We start from the raw sequence: 17,368 nt of genomic DNA on the forward strand, positions 1-17,368 counted from the left end.
CACCGATGGTAGCAGAACTATTTTGCTAGGAGCGCCCATCTGAGCGGCAATGCATCTTCCCGCCACACAATCTGTTGCGGCTGGAACTCCCAGTGCCGTTCCAGTCCGTCCACGACAACGCGCGCGCTTCCGCTCATCTGCAACAAGCCGCCGCTCTCAAAGTCCGGGAACACCAGCCCGGCCCGGGCATTCAGCAGTATGTTACCGAGAGTCGCAAAGAAGCGGTTGCCTTCATAGTCGGGCACCAGCAAGCTCCCCGTGCTGCTGATCTGGACAAAGCCAGGCGCACCGCCGCGATGCGAGACGTCCACCCGCATCTCCCCGCCCTCGCTGGAATAGGTCGCGACAAAAAAAGTTCCCGAGCGGCCTATCAGGTCGCGCGCCAGCGCATCGAGGTGCGGCAGGCGGCGTGGCGGCAAGCCCGATGGCTCGCCTGGCGTGCGCTCGAAGCGGTAGTCGCGCTGGTGGATGTATTTCGGGCAGTTGCCGAACGATTCGACGACCGCGATCTCGAACAGCTCGTCGCCGAGCGCGCGCAGGCGGCCATTCAGGCGGTTGCGGCGCCGCGTATGCAGTTCGATGCCAAGCATGCCCACTGCCGCGCCGTCGCGCAGGCCGGCCTGCGCCGGATCGTCGTGCTGCGCCGGCAGCCGGAGCTGCAGGCGTTGCGGGTCCGGCGCATGCATGAACCCCTCTTCCCCGGCACGCAGCGTGGCCCACGGCCGACCTTCCGCATCGACACTGCCGAACACGGCAAACGGCAACTGCGCGAAGAAGTCGCGGTGCTGGTCCGGCATGTGGTCGCGGATCACCTTGCGGCCAATGTCGTCCATGCGTTCCACCGCGCCAAGCGTGGCCTGCAGCGCGATTTCGCCGGCGTGCCAGGGCCCGTTCATGCTGCCAGCCCGACCGGTGATTGGATGAAGGGCTGGAAGCGTGGCAGGCTTTCGACGCGGGCCAGCCAGGCCCCGACATTGGCGTAGCCCGAGAGGTCGACATTGCCCTCCGGGGCACGGGCGATATAGCTGTACAAGGCAATGTCGGCGATGGTCGGCCAGCCGGCGGCGATCCATTCCTTGCCGGCCAGGCTGGCCTCGACCAGGGCGAGGATGCGGTGGGCACGGGCAATGGCGTCGGCCGGATCGACCGGTTTCCTGAACAGCTTGATGATGCGGGCGGTAGCGGGTCCGCTGGCGATTTCGCCGGCGGCGACCGACAGCCAGCGCTGCACGGCAGCCGCGCCGGCCGGGTCTCGCGGCAGCCAGCTGGCATCGCCATAGCGCGTGGCAAGGTAGACCAGGATGGCGTTGGAGTCGGCAATCACCACGCCGTCGTCTTCCAGTACCGGCACCTGGCCGAAGGGATTCAGCTTGAGGAAGGCTTCGCTTTTCTGCTCGGCCTTCAGCAGGTCGACTTCGACCAGCTCAAAGTCCAGGCCCAGCAGGGACAGGAACAGGTGGGCGCGGTGGGCGTGGCCGGAAATTGGGTGGTAGTGCAGCTTCATGGGATCTCCTTTCAAGTAATGATGAGAGTCTGATCCATGTCGGCGACGATGAGAATCCCCGCCAACAGCAATTCACCATTCCAGCCAGCGGAATAATCGTCAGGGCAGCACTTCGAACAGCAGGAACTGGGTGACCTGGCCCTTGCCAAAGTTGTCGTCGCTGGCGAACACGAGGGTGGCGTGGCCGTTTGACAGGCGCGGGCCGAAGGACATTGCCTCCAGGTTATGGGCGCGCGGCACGGGCTGCTTGCTGAAATCATGCACCAGGCGTTTGCGCACCGGCGTGTATTGCGCGCCCGCCAAGCCTGGCAGCGCCTTCACATCGCTGGCGCCGCGCCCATCGGTGGCATACAGGCGGACGTAATTGGTGTAGGCGCCCGCGGCATCCTGCACCGTGGCGCGCTCCAGCACCAGCAGCTCGCCATCGGGCAGCGCCAGGATTTCGGAGACGCCGTTTTCGGCTTCCTTGCCAGGTCCCGGTTCGGCGGGAATGGCATCGAGCGGATAGGCGAACTGGCGCAGCACCTGGCCATCGCGCTGGAACTGCGTCATGCGCAGCACCGCGCCGTGCTGCGTGGTCGCGATCGGGCCATCTTCGTACAGCGGCCATTCGAGGGAAGCCCACAGGCTGCGGCCATCCGGGGCGAAAGCCAGTCCTTCGAAGGTGGCGTTGTAGCGCGAACCGCGCTCTTCGCCCTGATGCACCCGGAAGTTTTCCGGCAAGGGCAATTCGGCCAGCAGCGCGCCATCGCGCGTGGCATGACGGATGAAAGGATCGAGGCCATAGCGGCGGTCGCCTTCACTGGAATACCACATGCTTCCGTCCAGCGGGTCGATACGGATCGATTCCACGTCGGCGCGCGTGCAAGCGGTGGCTGTGGCGGTAAAGTCCTTGCCGTCGGCGTTCAGGAAATAGTGCAGGCCGCTGAAGCGCACCGCACGGAACGCACTGGCGTCAAAATCCAGCTCCGCTTCGTAGTAGCGCGCGGGGTTGTGGGTGCAGCGGTCGTCGCTTTCGACCACCCAGCGGCCGCGCGCCGCATCGTAATCGAGCCCGGAGAAACCGCCCAGCATGGTGTCCCGGAACATCGCCTGGTGTGCAACCCGCTGTTCGCCGATGAAGCGCAGCGCGCCCACCGGCGATGCCGTCGAAGCGGGTGCAAGGCGGGTGGCCGGTGCACAGGCGGCCAAAGCCGCGCCCACCGCCAGCCAGGCCAAGCGACGTGCAAGGCGCATCATGCGTGGTGCAGGCGCTTGTGCATGCTGCGCAGGCCGAGCCACATGCCGACCGCCACCACCGGCACCATGACGCCCATCAGCAGCTCAGGATTGACGCCCACGCCCAGCACCTTCGCGCCCTTGGCGCTATAGCCGATCAGGCCCACCACGTAGTACGAGATCGCAGCCACCGACAAGCCTTCCACCGCCTGCTGCAGGCGCAGCTGCTGCGCCGCGCGCGTATTCATCGACTGCAGGATCTTGCGGTTCTGCGCTTCCTGCACGATGCCGACGCGGGTGCGCAGCAGGTCGTTGCAGTTGGCGATACGGCCGGCCAGCGCCTGCTGGCGCGCGGCGACGGCCTCGCAAGTCTTCATGGCGGGCGCCAGGCGGCGCTCCATGAATTCCTCCACCGTTGGCGTGCCCTCGATACGCAGTTCACGCAATTCTTCGATGCGCGCGTTGACCAGGCCGAAATAGGCCTTGGCCGCGGCGAAGCGGTAGCTGGTGTCGGCCGAAACCTTTTCGATCCGCGCCGCCAGGTGGGTAATGCGATCGAGCAGCGCCTGTTCGGTCGAGCCGTCGTCGACCTTGCCGTCGGCTTCCACCAGGGCGCCGGCCAGGGTGGCCAGCTCGGCCTCCACCTGGTTCAGTTCCGGCGTGGCGTTTTGCGCGACCGGCAGGCCAAGCAGGGCCATCATGCGATAGGTTTCGATTTCAAGGACGCGCTGCACCAGGCGGCCCGACTGCTGTTCGTGCATGCCGGCGTCGCAGATCACGAAGCGGCTGAAGCCATCGGCATGGATGGCGAAGTCGGTCCACATCTCGCCGCCGTTCATCACCTGGCTGCCCGCCAGCGGGGCGCCCTGGAACAGGCGCTGCAGGCTCTCCGCAAAAGCATGCTGCATGCCGCCAGGCCGTCCCAGCAGGACGTGCGCGGCCACCAGCACCCTGCCCTGCAGCCGCAGCAGCCACTGCTCCGGCAGGTGGCGCGAAGGCATGTTGCTGAAGGCATCTTCCGGCAGCGGCATGCTGGCCACGGTTTCGGCGAAGGTGAAGGTGGCAAATTCGGTGTGCAGCTCCCACTTCAGGCGGAAACGGCCAAAATCATGGGTAAAGTACTTGCCGCCTGCGGCCGGCGCCGCCACGCCGAAATGACCGCACAGCCCTGCCAGCAACTCTTGCTGTTCCTCCTCGCCCATGATGGCGAAATGGGACAGCAGGGTCGGCGCATCCAGTTTCAGGAAGGGGCGCGAGTGGATTTCGGCAGCGAGGGGCACGCGCTGCGCGTGGTTCAGGCTGGAAAACACGATACTCATTGGGCTGGGCTCGGTAATAAGGGAGTCCAGATATTAACATTGTTGTTACCACAAGCCTTGCGGAGCTATGGCTGGGCAGTGAAGCGCAGGACCAGTTGGCCGCCGGCTGCCGCCATGATGGGCTCCAGCCACAGGCAGGCGGCACGCTCGCCGCAGCCCAGCCGCAAGCTGGCGGCATCGGTGGCAAGTTCGAGCACGCGTCCCGTGGCAGGGTCGAGCAGGCGCAGCGCCGCGTCGCCGTTTCCGTGCTGGTCCAGGAGGTAGCGCGCCTGCCCAGGCAATTCGGCCAGCAGGCGCGGCGAACGGCAGTCCCATGGCGTGCTGGCCACGTCGCGCTCGTGTTCGCCGGCCGGCACGACGCGCGTGGCGCCTACCTCCAGCTGCTGGCTGAGGACGTCGCCCTCGCCGGCCATATTCAAGGCGATACGCAGGCAGATGGTGGCCGAAGTGGCGGCCGGCGCCTGGCAATGCAGCGTCAGGCCGTTCGCCTCGTCGAGCAGATAGGTCGCCAGCACCGCTGGCGGGCCCGGACTGGCCAGGCGCAGGCCGACGCTGGCGTCTTCCACCAAGGGCACGGCGTGCCAGGGCACCCGGTGCAAGGCGCGCCCCGGCGCCGGTAGCAGGTGGATGCCGCAATCGGGCGCCGCGCCATGGATGACGTTGGCGAGCCGGCCATGCCGGTCGGGCACTTGCAGCTTGATAATTGCACCGCCCAGGGTACTGATCCTGGCTTCCATTCCGTGGCGGTTGCAGAGCGCAAAAATGAACAGCGGCAAGCCCTGCGCCGTGTGTCCCGCGTCCTGCTGCGTAATACTTAGTTCCATCTTCTAAGTATATTCAGCCCCCTGAGTTTGATAAAATGAATGTTTATTTCCCGTCGGCAAAATTAATAAATGCAGGCATCGCAAATTTCCTCTCGTACAGCCCTTGCGCTCGGGGCCGCGCTATTAATTGCGTGCTTTGGCGCGCAGGCCGATGAGGCCGCAGAGATCGGTAAAATGATGCGCGGCGGGCAGCTCCCAGCCGCCTTGGCCAAGGTAGATGTTGCATTATCACAACGACCAAAGGATGCGCAGTTGCGATTTATTAAAGGGATGATTTTGTCCGAACAGGGCAAAACAGCCGAGGCAATTAATGTTTTCCAAAAGCTGACGGAAGATTATCCCGAATTACCGGAGCCTTATAACAACCTGGCCGTGCTGCACGCAGCGGGCGGTAATTACGATAAGGCCCGCGTGGCATTGGAACGCGCGATCCGCACCAATCCAGCCTACGCCACCGCCCACGAAAACCTGGGTGACGTGTATGCCAGGCTGGCCAGCCAGTCTTACGACAAGGCCATGCAACTGGCCGATCCGGGCCAGCCGCCGCCGAAAGCCAGGCTGGCGATGGTGCGCACCTTGACGCCAAAGGGCGGCGAGCCCGCCTTGCCGCTGGCTGCTGTCGCCGCGGCACCGGCGCCAGCCGCAGCCGTGGTCCAGGCCAAGCCAGCGGCTAGCGCACCGGCCGCCGCGCCTGCGATGGCGCAAGCCAAGGCGCTTCCGACGGCGCCGCCAGCCGTGGCGCCCGCGCCGGCACCCGCCCCGGCAGTACAATTGGCAAAGGCGGTGTCGAAAGTTGAGCAGGTCCAGAAAGCAGACGCCGACGGCGCCGATGTCGTCAAGGCTGTCGATAGCTGGGCCAAAGCCTGGAGTGCGCAAGACATGAAGGGCTACCTGAGTGCTTACGGCAGCAACTTCCAGACGCCGAAAGGCCAGAACCGCAAAGCCTGGGAAGCCGACCGTACCGCCCGCATCGAGGGCAAAGGGCACATCAAGGTAAGCATCGAGTCGCCGCAAGTGACGGTGAAAGGCAATACTGCGAACGTGACATTCCGCCAGAAGTATGCGTCTGATCGCTTCAGCACTACCGGCCGCAAGACCCTGGTGCTGGAGAAGCAAGGCAAGAATTGGCTGATCCGGCAAGAGCAGTCGGGGGGCTGATGCAGATGTCGAAGCGAGCAAGTGCCTGCACGGCCGCCGCATTGCTGGCAGCATGCGTCGTGCTGGCGCCAGCCGGCACTGGCATGGCCAAGTCCATCCATCCGGCCGAAGCCCCGCGCGCCAGGCAGGAGGCCGAAATCTTGCTGCTTGAGATTTACAAGAACTTGCGCGCCAGCCAGTTGCAAGAGGCGATGTCGAAGGCCGACGCGCTGGTGCAGGCTTACCCGAATTTCCGCGTCGGCCACCTGATCCGCGGCGACCTGCTGCTGATGCACACCAAGCCGGTGGCCCAGCTCGGCGCCGGCGCCAGCGGTCCGGCCGACAAGCTGAAAGACTTGCGCGACGAAGCGCGCGTGCGCCTGCAAACCCTGGTGGCGCGCCCCGCTCCCGAACTGGCGCCGCGCTCCGTGCTGCAGCTGCGCACCGACATGCGCCATGTGCTGGTGGTCGACGCCACGCAATCGCGCCTGTACGTCTACCAGAACAACAACGGCGAGCTGAAACTGGTCACCGACTACTACATCAGCCAGGGCAAGCTGGGTGTCGACAAGTTCCGCGAAGGCGACCAGAAAACCCCGCTCGGCGTCTACTACATCACCGGCCGCGTAGCCGGCCCCAAGCTGCCCGACTTCTACGGCGCCAGCGCGCTGCGCATCAACTACCCCAACGAGTGGGACCGCCTGAATGGCCGCAGCGGCGGCGGCATCTTCCTGCACGGCACGCCGGCCGACAATTACAGCCGCCCGCCCCTCGCTTCCGACGGCTGCGTGGTGCTGACCAACGACGATTTGCGCAAGCTTGAAAACACCGTCGATATCGGCAGGACGCCGGTAGTGATCGCCGACCACCAGGAGTTCATCAGCAAGGCCAAATGGGATAACGAGCGCTTTACCGCGAACCGCCTGGTCGAATCCTGGCGCGCCGACCTGGTCAGCGCCAACAGCAAGCGGTTGTTGAAGAATTATTCGGGCAAGTTCAAATCGGCCAACGGCGAAGACCTGAAGACCTGGTACGAAAAAGACATGCGTCCGCTGGCCAGCGTGAATGGCCTTAGCGTGTCCCTCAGCGAAGTGACCATCTTCCGCTACCCGAGCCGCGACGATATGCTGGTCAGTACCTTCACGCTCGAATCGAAGATCGGCAAGAACCGCTCCACCCAGCGCAAGCGCCAATACTGGGCGCGCGAAGGCAGCGCGTGGAAGATCATCTTCGAGAGCATGATTTGAAAATCCCCCTGCGCACGCAGCTACTGAGTTGCGCCGCGCTGGCGGGTGTCGCCCTTGCCATCCTCCTGTTGCGGCGCCAGCCGCTTGCCGCACTGCTGCTGGGCGGCCTGCCCTGGTGGCAGCAAGCGTTGGCCGGCATCGCACTGGGGCTGGCTGCCGGCGGCATCTCGGCCCTGACTACCCTGCGCAAGCCCGATGCCGAAGCGGTGCAGCGCACCGCCGCCAGCTACGCACGGCTCGACCTCAGCGGCTGGAATCCCCTGTGGATTTCGCTTGCCGCCGGGGTTTCGGAAGAACTGCTGTTCCGCGCGGCACTGCAACCGCTGGCGGGCATCTGGGGCGCCAGCCTGCTGTTCCTGCTGGTGCACACCGGCGCCTACGACTTCCGCCGCTTCGACCGCGCGGCCCTGTGGCAGGCCAGCGGCGTCTTTGGCATGGGCGTGCTGCTCGGCTTCGCATTCGACTACATCGGCCTGCTGGCAGTGATGGTGGCCCATGCGATTGTCGACATCATCGGCCTTTACCTGGTGCGCCGCATTTCGGAAGGCGCAAACCGCTTGCGATAGTCGCTGGGAGAGACGCCCAGATTGCGCTGGAAGACAGTGCGCAGCCGTTCCTCATTGCCAAACCCGCACAGGCGCGCCACCTGTTCCACCGTGCGCTGCGAAGCCTCCAGCATGCGCCGCGCAGCCTCAAGCCGCAGCGCCTCGACGCCCTTGGCCGGCGTGCGGCCAGTCTTTTCCTTGTACACCCGCGCGAAGTTGCGTGGACTCATATTCACCTGGCTTGCCAGTACCTCGATCGGCATCGACAGGGCCAGGTTTTCCATGATCCACAGGTGCAGGCGCTCGAAAGTATCCCCGCCAGCTTCCTGCGCCAGCAGCAGTTCGCTGAATTGCGCCTGGCCGCCAGGGCGCTTGAGGAATATGACCAGTTCGCGCGCCACCTGCATCGCCACCGCATGCCCGCAATCGCTCTCCACCAGCGCCAGGGCGAGGTCAATGCCGGCAGTGACGCCGGCCGATGTCCATATCCCCTCCTGCCTCACGAACAGCGAGTCGCGATCGATATCGACGGCCGGAAAACGCTCCTGCAGCAGGTCGCACATTGCCCAGTGGGTGGCAGCCCGCTTGCCGTTCAACAGGCCGGCCTGCGCCAGCAGGAAGGTCCCGCTGCAGACCGATGCCGTACGCCGCGCGCGGCTTGCCGCGACAGCCACCCAGTCGCTCAGTTCCCTCAATAACGATTGCACGCGCGGCATGTCCGGCGAGCCGGGCACGATGATGGTGTCGATATCCTGCAGCAGGAAGGAAGACAGCGGCTCGGTCGCCAGGGCCATGCCCTCGGCGCTGCGCACCATGCCGCCGGCCAGGCTGGCGACCTGGCGCGTATAGCCAGGCAGGCCGCGTTCGCGCATGCGTTTGTCCGCGGCCCAGAACACGGTCTGGGGGCCGCTCAGGTCCAACAGGCCCACGTCTTCGTAGGCCAGGAACAGCACCAGCCGCTGGCTGTGCATCGTTGGCAGAAAATAAGGGGTATTCGTCATTCCTGCCGATTCTGGGCCGCCTAACATGTACTGTCAACATGACAGGAACCCATAGGAGGAAAACCATGAAAATCGTAGTCATTGGCGGCACCGGCCTGATTGGCGGCAAACTGGTCAAACTGCTGCAAGCGAAAGGCCATGAAGTGCTGGCGGCATCGCCGGGCACCGGTGTCAATGCCGTTACCGGCGAAGGCCTGGCCGCCGCGCTGGCCGGCGCCGAAGTCGTGGTCGACGTGGCCAACTCGCCATCGTTTGCTCCGGCCGACGTGCTGGACTTCTTCCAGAAATCCAGCCGCAACCTGGGCAAGGCGGAGCAGGAAGCCGGCGTGCGCCACCACGTGGCACTGTCGATCGTCGGCACCGACCGTTTGCCCGGGAATGGCTACTTCACCGCCAAGGTGGCGCAGGAGGAACTGATCAGGCAGAACGGCGTGCCTTACACCATCCTGCGCGCGACGCAATTCATGGAATTCCTGGCCGCGATCGGCCAGTCGTCGGCGGTCGATGGAACCATCCGCCTCTCGCCGGCCCTGATCCAGCCAGTAGCGGCCGACGACGTAGCGCAGGCGCTGGCCGATGTCGCGCTGGCCGCGCCGCTGAACGGCACCAGCGAACTGGCGGGCCCGCAAGCCTACCCGCTGGAGCAAATCGTGCGCCAAGCGCTGGCGGCGGCCGGCGAGACGCGGCCGATCGTGACCGACCCGCAAGCGCCTTACTTCGGCGCTGTCCTCGAGCATGGCAGCCTGGTGCCAGCCGCCACTGCCAGGCCGCGCCTCGGCGCCATCAGCTACGACGCCTGGCTGCGGCAGCACTAAGCCTTACTGGAAAGCCACCTCGGCGAAGCTGCGCAGTTTACGGCTATGGAGCTTGTCCGAGCCGAGGCCGCGCAACAGTTCCAGCGCGCGGATGCCGATGCGCAGGTGCTGGTCGACGCGGTCGCGGTAGAACTGGTTGGCCATGCCGGGCAGTTTGATTTCGCCGTGCAGCGGCTTGTCGCTGACGCACAGCAGCGTGCCGTAGGGGACGCGGAAGCGGAAGCCGTTGGCGGCGATGGTCGCGCTTTCCATGTCCAGCGCCACGGCGCGGCTCTGGCTGAAGCGGCGCTCCGGCGTACGCTGCGGCAGCAGCTCCCAGTTGCGGTTATCGGTGCTGGCCACGGTGCCGGTGCGCAGCACGCGCTTCAGGTCATGGCCGCCCAGCTGCGTCACTTCAGCCACCGCCGACTCGATCGCCACCTGCACTTCGGCCAGTGCCGGAATCGGCACCCACAGCGGCAAGTCCTCGTCCAGCACATGGTCTTCGCGCACATAGCCGTGGGCCAGCACGTAGTCGCCCAGTTGCTGCGTGTTGCGCAGGCCTGCGCAGTGGCCCAGCATCAGCCAGGCGTGCGGGCGCAGCACCGCGATATGGTCGGTGGCGGTCTTGGCGTTGGCCGGGCCGACGCCGATATTGACCATGCTGATGCCGCTGCCGTCGGCGCGCACCAGGTGGTAGCCCGGCATCTGCGGCAAGCGCGGCGGCGCGGCGCCCAGGTCGTCGCCCGGCTGCATGGCGTGGCCGACGCGGCGCGTGACGATATTGCCCGGCTCGACGAACGCCACGTAGCCGTCGCTGTCCGGACTGGCCATCAGCTCATGGCCCAGGCGCACGAATTCGTCGATGTAGAACTGGTAGTTCGTGAACATGACGAAGTTCTGGAAATGCTCGGGCGAAGTGCCCGTGTAATGGCGCAGCCGCTGCAGCGAATAATCGACGCGCGGCGCGGTAAACAGCGACAGCGGCTGCGCCTCGCCCGGCGCCGCTTCGAACGTGCCGTTGGCAATGCCATCGTCCATGGCGGCCAGGTTCGGCAGGTCGAACACGTCGCGCATCAGCAGGCGCCGCTCGGCGCTCAGGCTGCCCTCGATGTGGTCATGCTCGGCAAAGGAGAAGTGGATCGGGATCGGCTGGGCGCTCAGGCCCACTTCAATCTGCATCTGCTGCTGGCCGTGATTCTTCAACAGCAGGCGGAATTGTTCGGTGTAATAGCCCTCGAACAGGTCGGGGCGCGTCAGCGTGGTCTCGAAGGCGCCGGGGCCTGCGACAAAGCCGTACGACAGGCGCGAATCGGCGCGCGCCACGGTTTCCGTCTGTACCCGCACATATGGGTAGCAGGCGCGCACGCGCTCGGTGGGTGTTTCGCCCTCGACAAAGCGCTGCAAGGATTCGCGCAGGAAGCGGATACTGTCGTCGTAAATCGCCCGGACCTGGGCCAGTGCTGCGGATGGATCGTCAAACATGCGGGGTGCTACATGGGGACGGCTGAACATCGTGCGACTCCTTTCTGCTGTTCCACCCTATTATAATGGCAGCATGTGGCAGAAATATTTAATGGGACTGATTGCGGCGTCCGGCACCGCGAACGCACTGGCGGAAACGCCGCTGACCGTGGCCTGGCGCGAAAAGCCGCCCTACTACTATTTTGACGAAAACAAGGTCGCGAAAGGCTTCATGCTGGAACGCGCGAAGCAGGTATTCGCCGCGGCCGGCGTGCCGGCCGTGTTCGTCAACGAGCCGCAAAAGCGCATCTGGGCCAATTTCAGCCACGGCATGTCGAACTACTGCTCGATCAGCTGGTACCGGCTGCCCGAGCGCGAGGCAGTAGCCCAGTACTCCGTTCCCGTGCATGCGGACTTGCCGCATGCCGTGCTGGCGGTGCCGGCGGTGGCGGCCCGCATCCGGTCACACCCCAACCTGAAATCCCTGCTGTCGGATAAGTCGCTGACGCTGGCCGTGATCGATGGCGTTTCCTACGGTCCGGAACTCGATGCCCTGATCAACGCCAGCCAGAACCGCATCATGCGCCGCACGGTGGAAACATCGGCCATGTTCCGCATGGTGGCCGTCGGCCGCGCGGACTACCTGTTCGTGGACCGCGAGGACTGGAATTACCTGCGGCTCAAATTTCCCGAACTGCAGCCGCTGGTGCTGGTCGATTTCGCCGACATGCCGCCCGGCCTGAAGCGTTACATCGTCTGCAGCCGCGACGTACCAGCGGAAACGATGGAACGCCTGAACCGTGCCATCCAGGCGCGCAACGACACGCCGCGCCGCTAGTCTCAGATCCCCCGGGCGCCCAGCACTTGCATGCGCTGGCGCCAGGCCGCCACCGTGGCCGCATCCATCTTGCCGGCGCCGCCGACCAGCGTCTTGCGTACCGGTGCAATGCCGACGAAGTTCAGGATATTGCGCTCCAGAGATTTCAGGCTGTGGGCGCAGAAATACCAGCGGTAGAACAGCGCCGGCATCCCCATCGTCACCACGACGCGCGCGCTGCGGCCGGACAGCAGCCCGGCATGCAGCGGGTTCTTCGCCTTGCTGTCCAGCGCAAAACCGGGGCGCGCCACCTGCTCCAGGAACGCTTTCAGGACGGCCGGCATGTCGCCCAGCCAGAGCGGGTAGAAGATCGCGAGATGCCTGGCCCCTGCAATGGCGCGCTGCACCGGCGCCAGGGCCGGCGGCACGACGCCTTCTTCCCACTCATGCGCATTGGCCAGCAAGGGAAAGTCCAGCGTGGCGGGTGTGACGACTTCCACCTGGTGGCCAGCTGCCCGCGCCGCGTCGACATAGGCTTCGGCCAGCGCGTGACATAAATGCCCGCCCGCGGGATCGGGGTGCCCCTGGATCACCAGGATCTTGCTCATGCATCCTCCACGGTAACCAGGTTGCTTTGCGCCTCGGCGTATTCCAGCGCGTAGGCCAGCTCGCCCGGCGTGTCGGCATGGATCGCCAGGATCGGCTGCCTCACTTCGAGCCTAGTGCCCAACGGCGCAAAGAATCGCACGCCAGCAGCGGCGGCGCGCGGCGCGCCGGCCAGCTTGGCCAAGGTGGCCAGCTTGCGGTTGTCGATGCCGACCACGCGGCCGGCATGGCGCGCTTCCAGCACATGGATGCAGGCCGCGACAGGCGGCTGGCGCAGGCCGCCCTGGGCCGCGCAGATGGCCTGGAACTTGACCCAGGCGGCGCCGGAATCGAGCGTCTGCGTGGCCAGCCCCATGCCTTCGCCGGGGGCGGCGCGGCCGCCCAGTTCCAGCACGCCGGCGGCCAGCGCCAGCGCGCGCTGGCGCAAGTCCTGCGGCGCATCGGACGCACCTTGCAGCACCGCCAGCACGTCCATCGCTTCCAGCGCCGGGCCGATGCCGACGCCGACCGGCTGGCTGCCGTCGCTGATGACGCACTTCACAGCCAGGCCCAGCGCCCGGCCCGCCCCCTCCAGGCGCTCGGCAAGCTGGCACGCGGCCTGCCCGGAGCGCACCTTGGCCGTGCGCCCGACCGGGATGTCGATCAGCACATGGCTGGCGCCGGCGGCCAGCTTCTTCGACAGCACGGAGGCGACCAGCAAGCCATCGCTGTCGAGTTCCAGCGGGCGCTCGACGCGGATCAGGACGTCGTCCGCCGGGCTCAGCGTCACACTGCCGCCCCAGACGATGCAACCGCCTTCCTGCTGTACCACGCGGCGCATGGCGTCGATGCCGATGGCCACCGGCGCCAGGGTTTCCATGGTGTCGGCCGTGCCGGCCGGCGAAGTGATGGCGCGCGAAGAAGTCTTGGGCATGGTCATGCCGCAAGCGGCGACGATCGGCACCACCAGCAGCGTGGTGCGGTTGCCCGGCAGGCCGCCGACGCAATGCTTGTCCACCACCACATGCGAAGGCCAGTGCATGCGCTCGCCCACAGCAGCCATGGCGCGCGTCAGCGCGATGGTTTCCGCCAGGTCGAGGCGGTTGCCGGAACAGGCGGTGATGAAGCTGGAGAGATGGATGTCCGGATAGCGCCCGCCGGCGATATCGGCGATGATGGCCTGGGCCGCTGCGTCGTCCAGCGGCCGGCCGTGAATCTTGCCGCGCACTGCCGCGAACGATGCCAGCGGCGCCGGGTGGCGCACGCTGACCGGCGCGCCCGGCGCCGCAGCCAGCGCTTCCCAGGCAGCCTCGGACAGGCCGATGTCCTGCTCGTCGAGCAGGGCACCGTCCACCACGTTCAGCGTGGCGGCGACGACCTGCGCGCCGCATTGCAGCTCGATGCGCGCCTGCGCTTCAAAGCCTTCCGCCAGGCAGACCTTGCAATCCCGCCGCATGTAGGCCACCGGCTGCTGGTAGGTGTCGATGCCAAGCCGCCTGGCCCGTAATGCATATCCCATATGTCACTCCTTTGGCCCAGCCTATGCGATAGCCCCGGCGCGCGGAATGACCTGGATCAAATTTCAGAAGCCTCGCGCCAGGCCTAGAACCACTTTGCTGCGCACCTTGCTGGACGGTGCGCTGGCGGTGCTGCCGTAGCCCGAGCTGGCGCCGATTCCCTGGCGGCGCAAGCGGGCCGCGTCCAGCGAGAGCTGCATTTGCCAGCCCCGGACTGCCGTCCCGACGCCAATGCGCCCTTCCGCGCGGTTGCTGGCTGCATTGCCCGGCGCAGACAGGTAGCCCCCGCGCCAGAAGTAGCGCCAGTTGGAGCCCAGCGCGCCGCCGCCATTGAGTTCAGCATAGACCGTACGCTCGCGAAAGCCGAGGTAGTCGGGCGAATAATGCAGGCGCGCCGAGTAGTTTTCGAATGACAGGCCGGCGAACACTTCGCGAAAATTCCAGTCCGGCGCGCCGTGGAAGGCGTAGGCCGACATGCCGGCTTCCCATGACAGGCCGGATGGCAGGCGCTGCGCATAGCCGCCATATCCCAGCCACTGTGCAGTGTGGTGCGATTGCGGGGCCAGTTGGCCGCTGACCACCTGCCCGCCGGCAAACCAGCCATTGGCGCCATCGACATCGAGCGAGAGCCGCGCCGCCGGCTTGCCGGAGCTGAGGGAGATGCCGCGATACATATAGTCCGATACGATGCCGGCGCTGCCGCTCACCTGTGCCTGCGCACTCGCTGCAAGGATGCAGGCCAGCCCAGTCAGGGCGAACGTGCGAGCTTGTCGGAGGAAGGGTTGGGGCATGCGCAGGAACATTTACCGGTAATGCGCATGATGGTGGCGCAAAGATCTATCCCCGTCAACGGTGCGGGACCGCTATTGCGCACGATGCCCTCGTGCAGGCGCTCGCCGCTTAGCTGCGGCTTGAGTTCGCCGATCAGGGCGAGCATGCCGCTGACATGCGCGGCCGCGTAGGAGGAGCCGGACACCATGCCCCAACGCGCACCGGGCATCGTGGTCGGCACGTCGCGTCCCGGCGCCAGCAGGCATTGGCCGCCATGGCGCGGGGCATCGTCGGCAGCGACGGCAAACACGCCGGGGCTGTTGGCAGGAAAGCCGCCGTCGCCACGCGCCGGGTCAATCGCGCCCACCACGCGGATGCCGCGCGCCTGCGCCACGCCGACCAGCTGTTGCAGCAGCCGGTCCTGCGGCCCGGACAGGCTCAGGTTGATCACTTGCGCATTGTGCAGCAAGGCATAGTTGAGAGCCTTGGCCAGGGTGAAGCTGTTGCAGCGCGTGCCGCCGTCGGCTTGCCAGCAGGCCCGCAGGGCCATCAGGCGGGCTTCCGGCGCCACGCCGGCGATGCCGATGCCGTTGTCGGCGCGCGCGGCGATCACGCCCGCCACCGCCGTACCGTGTTCCTCGGCGACGTAAGACTGGCCGTCGACGAAGTTCTCCTGCAGCGCCACCTGGCCGGCCAGGTCGGGGTGGTTGGCCTCGACGCCGCTGTCGATCACGGCCACCAGCACCTTGCGGCCGGTGGCCGACTTGCGCACCTGCTCCAGTTGCCAGGGCGCGGCGGCGGGCTGCACGCGGTACAGCGGGTCGCCCGAGGCGCCGGAGCCGCCTTGCGCGCTGAAATCCTGGATCGCCTGCGCCCAGGCGACACGGCTGTCGCGCGACAGGGCTGCCAACACGGCCGCCGAATCCTGGCCGGCGGCCAGGCGCATGCGGTAGCAATCGACATTCAGGGCCGGCATCGGCCAGTCTTCCATCATTTGCAAACCGTGCTCGCGCGCCAGCGCGGCAGCGATGCGCTGGCGCGCCAGGCGGCCGGCATCGTCACGGTAACTGGCGCCGCTATAGCCGTCGGCCCGGAAATGCGGCGCTGGCAAGTGCAGCATGACGAGGATTTCGCCGGCGCTGGCCGCGGGCGCCTTGACAACGTCCGGCCCGGCCTGCGTCGCTGCCTGTGCGCCAGGCGGCCCTGCCAGTGCGCACAGCGCCCAAACAATCAAGGCGGCCCAACGCATCACTGCCCGCCCTGCGCTGCCAGCGCTTCGGCCAGGTCCACGGCGGGATCGGCGCGCAGGGCCGCCAGCACTGGCGCGCGCTGCGCCGGTTCGACATCGAGCAGCCAGGCGCCGGTGGCGGTCGGGCCGCCAACCAGGTGGGCGCCTGATGTTTTCAACAGCCGCTGCACGTCCTGCACGCTGGCATCCGGCTTGAACACCACCAGCACATCGGGCGTGGCCGAGGGCGCGCTGCCGAGCGCCTTGTATGCAGGCGGCGCGCCGGACGGCAGCATATTGGCCGCCAGCACGACAATCACGGCGGCCTGCGCGGCGATGGCCCAGCCCTTCCAGTCGCCGGGCCCGCGCAGCCAGTCCAGCAAGGCACTGGCGAAGCGCAACGGCGCCGGCCCGACGGGCGATGGCTTGGCGACGGGCTGGGCCAAAGGGGACGGCGCCTCGTCCAGCCGCGGCATCAGGCGCGCCAGGGCTCGCTCGGGGTCCAGGCCGGCCGGCAACGGAGCTGCCGTTTCGATCAGGCGGCGCTGCCAGGCCAGCTCGGCGCGGCATTCGGGGCAATCGCGCAAATGCTGCTGCACGCGTGCCGCCTCGCCGTCGGCCAGCGAGCCGGCGGCATACCAGGGCAGCAGTGCCTGCATGTCCTGATGCTCCGCAACGTTCGATGGGTCTTGCGTATTCATCGTATCTCTTCCAAATGATCGGACAACATGTCCTTCAAGCGCAGCCGGGCGTGGAACATGCGCGTCTTCACGGTATTGACCGGGCAACCGATGGTCTCGGCGATCTCCTGGTAAGCCATGCCGTGGTAATAAGTCAGGCAGACCACGGCGCGCTGCTCCAGCGGCAAGGCGTCCAGCGCGCGGCCGACGCCGCGCTGCAACTGCAACGCCGCCAGCGCATGCTCAGGCTCATGCCACTCATCGCCTGCCGCATCCGGCGCGTCCTCCAGCGGCTCGTCCAGGCCGCGCAGGGCTTTCAGGGCCTGGCGATAGGCGATGCCGAAAATCCAGGTGGAGACCTTGCTGCTGCCGTCATAGCTGGAAGCCTTCTGCCACACCACCAGCATGGTGTCGTTGACGATTTCTTCCAGCAGCGGCACGTTGCGCGTCATGCGGTCGAGGAAACGGGCCAGGCGCGGGAAATAAGCGCGGTACAACGCCTGGAAGGCAAGGCGATCGCCGCCCCCTATCAGCCGTACCAGCTCGCCATCGTCCACGTCCCCTGTCACTCCCGCCCTCCTGCCAAGCCGCATGCACTTTTCTCCTTTTTACGCCTGTGAATACACAGCCGGAGCAAAAAGGTTCAAAGAATTTTCAAAAATATTTTCACACCCGATTTTGAACCATTTTCGCGTGTGCCGGTATTGACCGTAACAA

The 17,368-nt window shown here is 66.3% G+C and carries 18 protein-coding genes; 5 read left to right on the forward strand and 13 right to left on the reverse strand.

The genetic code is table 11. From position 1 onward, the window contains the following. Window positions 1-17: 17 nt before the first annotated feature. From ACN9MZ_RS18940 to ACN9MZ_RS18960, 5 genes are all read right to left on the reverse strand, one after another. On the reverse strand, window positions 18-896 hold the full coding sequence (locus tag ACN9MZ_RS18940; RefSeq protein WP_426338503.1) for a pyridoxamine 5'-phosphate oxidase family protein: 879 nt from the start codon (window positions 894-896) through the stop codon (window positions 18-20). Next, window positions 893-1,504 (reverse strand): glutathione S-transferase family protein, encoded by a 612-nt coding sequence (locus ACN9MZ_RS18945; protein WP_426338504.1) that lies wholly within the window; start codon window positions 1,502-1,504, stop codon window positions 893-895. The genes ACN9MZ_RS18940 and ACN9MZ_RS18945 overlap by 4 nt, the downstream gene beginning before the upstream one ends. Before the next feature lie 99 nt (window positions 1,505-1,603). After that, window positions 1,604-2,743 (reverse strand): esterase-like activity of phytase family protein, encoded by a 1,140-nt coding sequence (locus ACN9MZ_RS18950; protein WP_426338505.1) that lies wholly within the window; start codon window positions 2,741-2,743, stop codon window positions 1,604-1,606. Continuing rightward, window positions 2,740-4,041, reverse strand: a complete 1,302-nt coding sequence (locus tag ACN9MZ_RS18955; protein WP_426338506.1) for a DUF3422 family protein — start codon at window positions 4,039-4,041, stop codon at window positions 2,740-2,742. Before ACN9MZ_RS18955 ends, ACN9MZ_RS18950 begins: the two co-directional genes overlap by 4 nt. A 65-nt stretch (window positions 4,042-4,106) precedes the next feature. Further along, a complete protein-coding gene (locus ACN9MZ_RS18960; protein WP_426338507.1) occupies window positions 4,107-4,865 on the reverse strand; it encodes a hypothetical protein in 759 nt (252 codons plus the stop codon). Window positions 4,866-5,042: 177 nt separating this feature from the next. On the opposite strand from ACN9MZ_RS18960, the gene ACN9MZ_RS18965 reads away from it, so the two are divergent. Genes ACN9MZ_RS18965 through ACN9MZ_RS18975 form a run of 3 tightly spaced genes read left to right on the forward strand, consistent with a single transcriptional unit; the run spans window position 5,043 to window position 7,815 of the window. Beyond that, entirely contained in the window at window positions 5,043-6,023 is a 981-nt protein-coding gene (locus ACN9MZ_RS18965) for a L,D-transpeptidase Cds6 family protein (RefSeq protein WP_426342932.1), read from the forward strand. Continuing rightward, entirely contained in the window at window positions 6,023-7,249 is a 1,227-nt protein-coding gene (locus ACN9MZ_RS18970) for a L,D-transpeptidase family protein (protein ID WP_426338508.1), read from the forward strand. The genes ACN9MZ_RS18965 and ACN9MZ_RS18970 overlap by 1 nt, the downstream gene beginning before the upstream one ends. Beyond that, window positions 7,246-7,815, forward strand: coding sequence for a CPBP family glutamic-type intramembrane protease (locus ACN9MZ_RS18975; protein WP_426338509.1), 570 nt, complete (start codon window positions 7,246-7,248; stop codon window positions 7,813-7,815). The genes ACN9MZ_RS18970 and ACN9MZ_RS18975 overlap by 4 nt, the downstream gene beginning before the upstream one ends. On the opposite strand, the gene ACN9MZ_RS18980 is transcribed toward ACN9MZ_RS18975, so the two are convergent. Further along, window positions 7,770-8,795 (reverse strand): GlxA family transcriptional regulator, encoded by a 1,026-nt coding sequence (locus ACN9MZ_RS18980; RefSeq protein WP_426338510.1) that lies wholly within the window; start codon window positions 8,793-8,795, stop codon window positions 7,770-7,772. The two genes, ACN9MZ_RS18975 and ACN9MZ_RS18980, sit on opposite strands and share 46 nt — an antisense overlap. A gap of 65 nt (window positions 8,796-8,860) precedes the next feature. On the opposite strand from ACN9MZ_RS18980, the gene ACN9MZ_RS18985 reads away from it, so the two are divergent. Further along, a complete protein-coding gene (locus ACN9MZ_RS18985) occupies window positions 8,861-9,610 on the forward strand; it encodes an SDR family oxidoreductase (RefSeq protein ID WP_426338511.1) in 750 nt (249 codons plus the stop codon). 3 nt (window positions 9,611-9,613) lie between these two features. On the opposite strand, the gene ACN9MZ_RS18990 is transcribed toward ACN9MZ_RS18985, so the two are convergent. Next, window positions 9,614-11,104 carry an AMP nucleosidase gene (locus tag ACN9MZ_RS18990; RefSeq protein ID WP_426162217.1) on the reverse strand — a complete coding sequence of 497 codons (1,491 nt, stop codon included), beginning with the start codon at window positions 11,102-11,104 and terminating at the stop codon, window positions 9,614-9,616. Window positions 11,105-11,165: 61 nt separating this feature from the next. Here ACN9MZ_RS18990 and ACN9MZ_RS18995 point away from each other — a divergent pair, with 61 nt between their 5' ends. Then, complete coding sequence (locus ACN9MZ_RS18995) at window positions 11,166-11,891, forward strand: substrate-binding periplasmic protein (protein ID WP_426338512.1); 726 nt, start codon at window positions 11,166-11,168, stop codon at window positions 11,889-11,891. A gap of 2 nt (window positions 11,892-11,893) precedes the next feature. On the opposite strand, the gene ACN9MZ_RS19000 is transcribed toward ACN9MZ_RS18995, so the two are convergent. The 6 genes from ACN9MZ_RS19000 to ACN9MZ_RS19025 form a co-directional block, all read right to left on the reverse strand. Beyond that, window positions 11,894-12,478 (reverse strand): NAD(P)H-dependent oxidoreductase, encoded by a 585-nt coding sequence (locus ACN9MZ_RS19000; protein WP_426338513.1) that lies wholly within the window; start codon window positions 12,476-12,478, stop codon window positions 11,894-11,896. Further along, window positions 12,475-13,974 carry a thymidine phosphorylase family protein gene (locus ACN9MZ_RS19005; protein WP_426338514.1) on the reverse strand — a complete coding sequence of 500 codons (1,500 nt, stop codon included), beginning with the start codon at window positions 13,972-13,974 and terminating at the stop codon, window positions 12,475-12,477. Before ACN9MZ_RS19005 ends, ACN9MZ_RS19000 begins: the two co-directional genes overlap by 4 nt. Before the next feature lie 63 nt (window positions 13,975-14,037). Then, window positions 14,038-14,763, reverse strand: coding sequence for a TorF family putative porin (locus ACN9MZ_RS19010; protein ID WP_426338515.1), 726 nt, complete (start codon window positions 14,761-14,763; stop codon window positions 14,038-14,040). Beyond that, window positions 14,721-15,992, reverse strand: coding sequence for a S8 family peptidase (locus ACN9MZ_RS19015; RefSeq protein WP_426338516.1), 1,272 nt, complete (start codon window positions 15,990-15,992; stop codon window positions 14,721-14,723). Before ACN9MZ_RS19015 ends, ACN9MZ_RS19010 begins: the two co-directional genes overlap by 43 nt. Next, a complete protein-coding gene (locus ACN9MZ_RS19020; RefSeq protein ID WP_426338517.1) occupies window positions 15,992-16,672 on the reverse strand; it encodes a zf-HC2 domain-containing protein in 681 nt (226 codons plus the stop codon). The genes ACN9MZ_RS19015 and ACN9MZ_RS19020 overlap by 1 nt, the downstream gene beginning before the upstream one ends. Then, window positions 16,669-17,220, reverse strand: a complete 552-nt coding sequence (locus ACN9MZ_RS19025; protein ID WP_426338518.1) for an RNA polymerase sigma factor — start codon at window positions 17,218-17,220, stop codon at window positions 16,669-16,671. The genes ACN9MZ_RS19020 and ACN9MZ_RS19025 overlap by 4 nt, the downstream gene beginning before the upstream one ends. Window positions 17,221-17,368: the final 148 nt, after the last annotated feature.

This window comes from Pseudoduganella sp. S-14 (assembly GCF_049913285.1).
GTDB lineage: Bacteria > Pseudomonadota > Gammaproteobacteria > Burkholderiales > Burkholderiaceae_D > Rugamonas.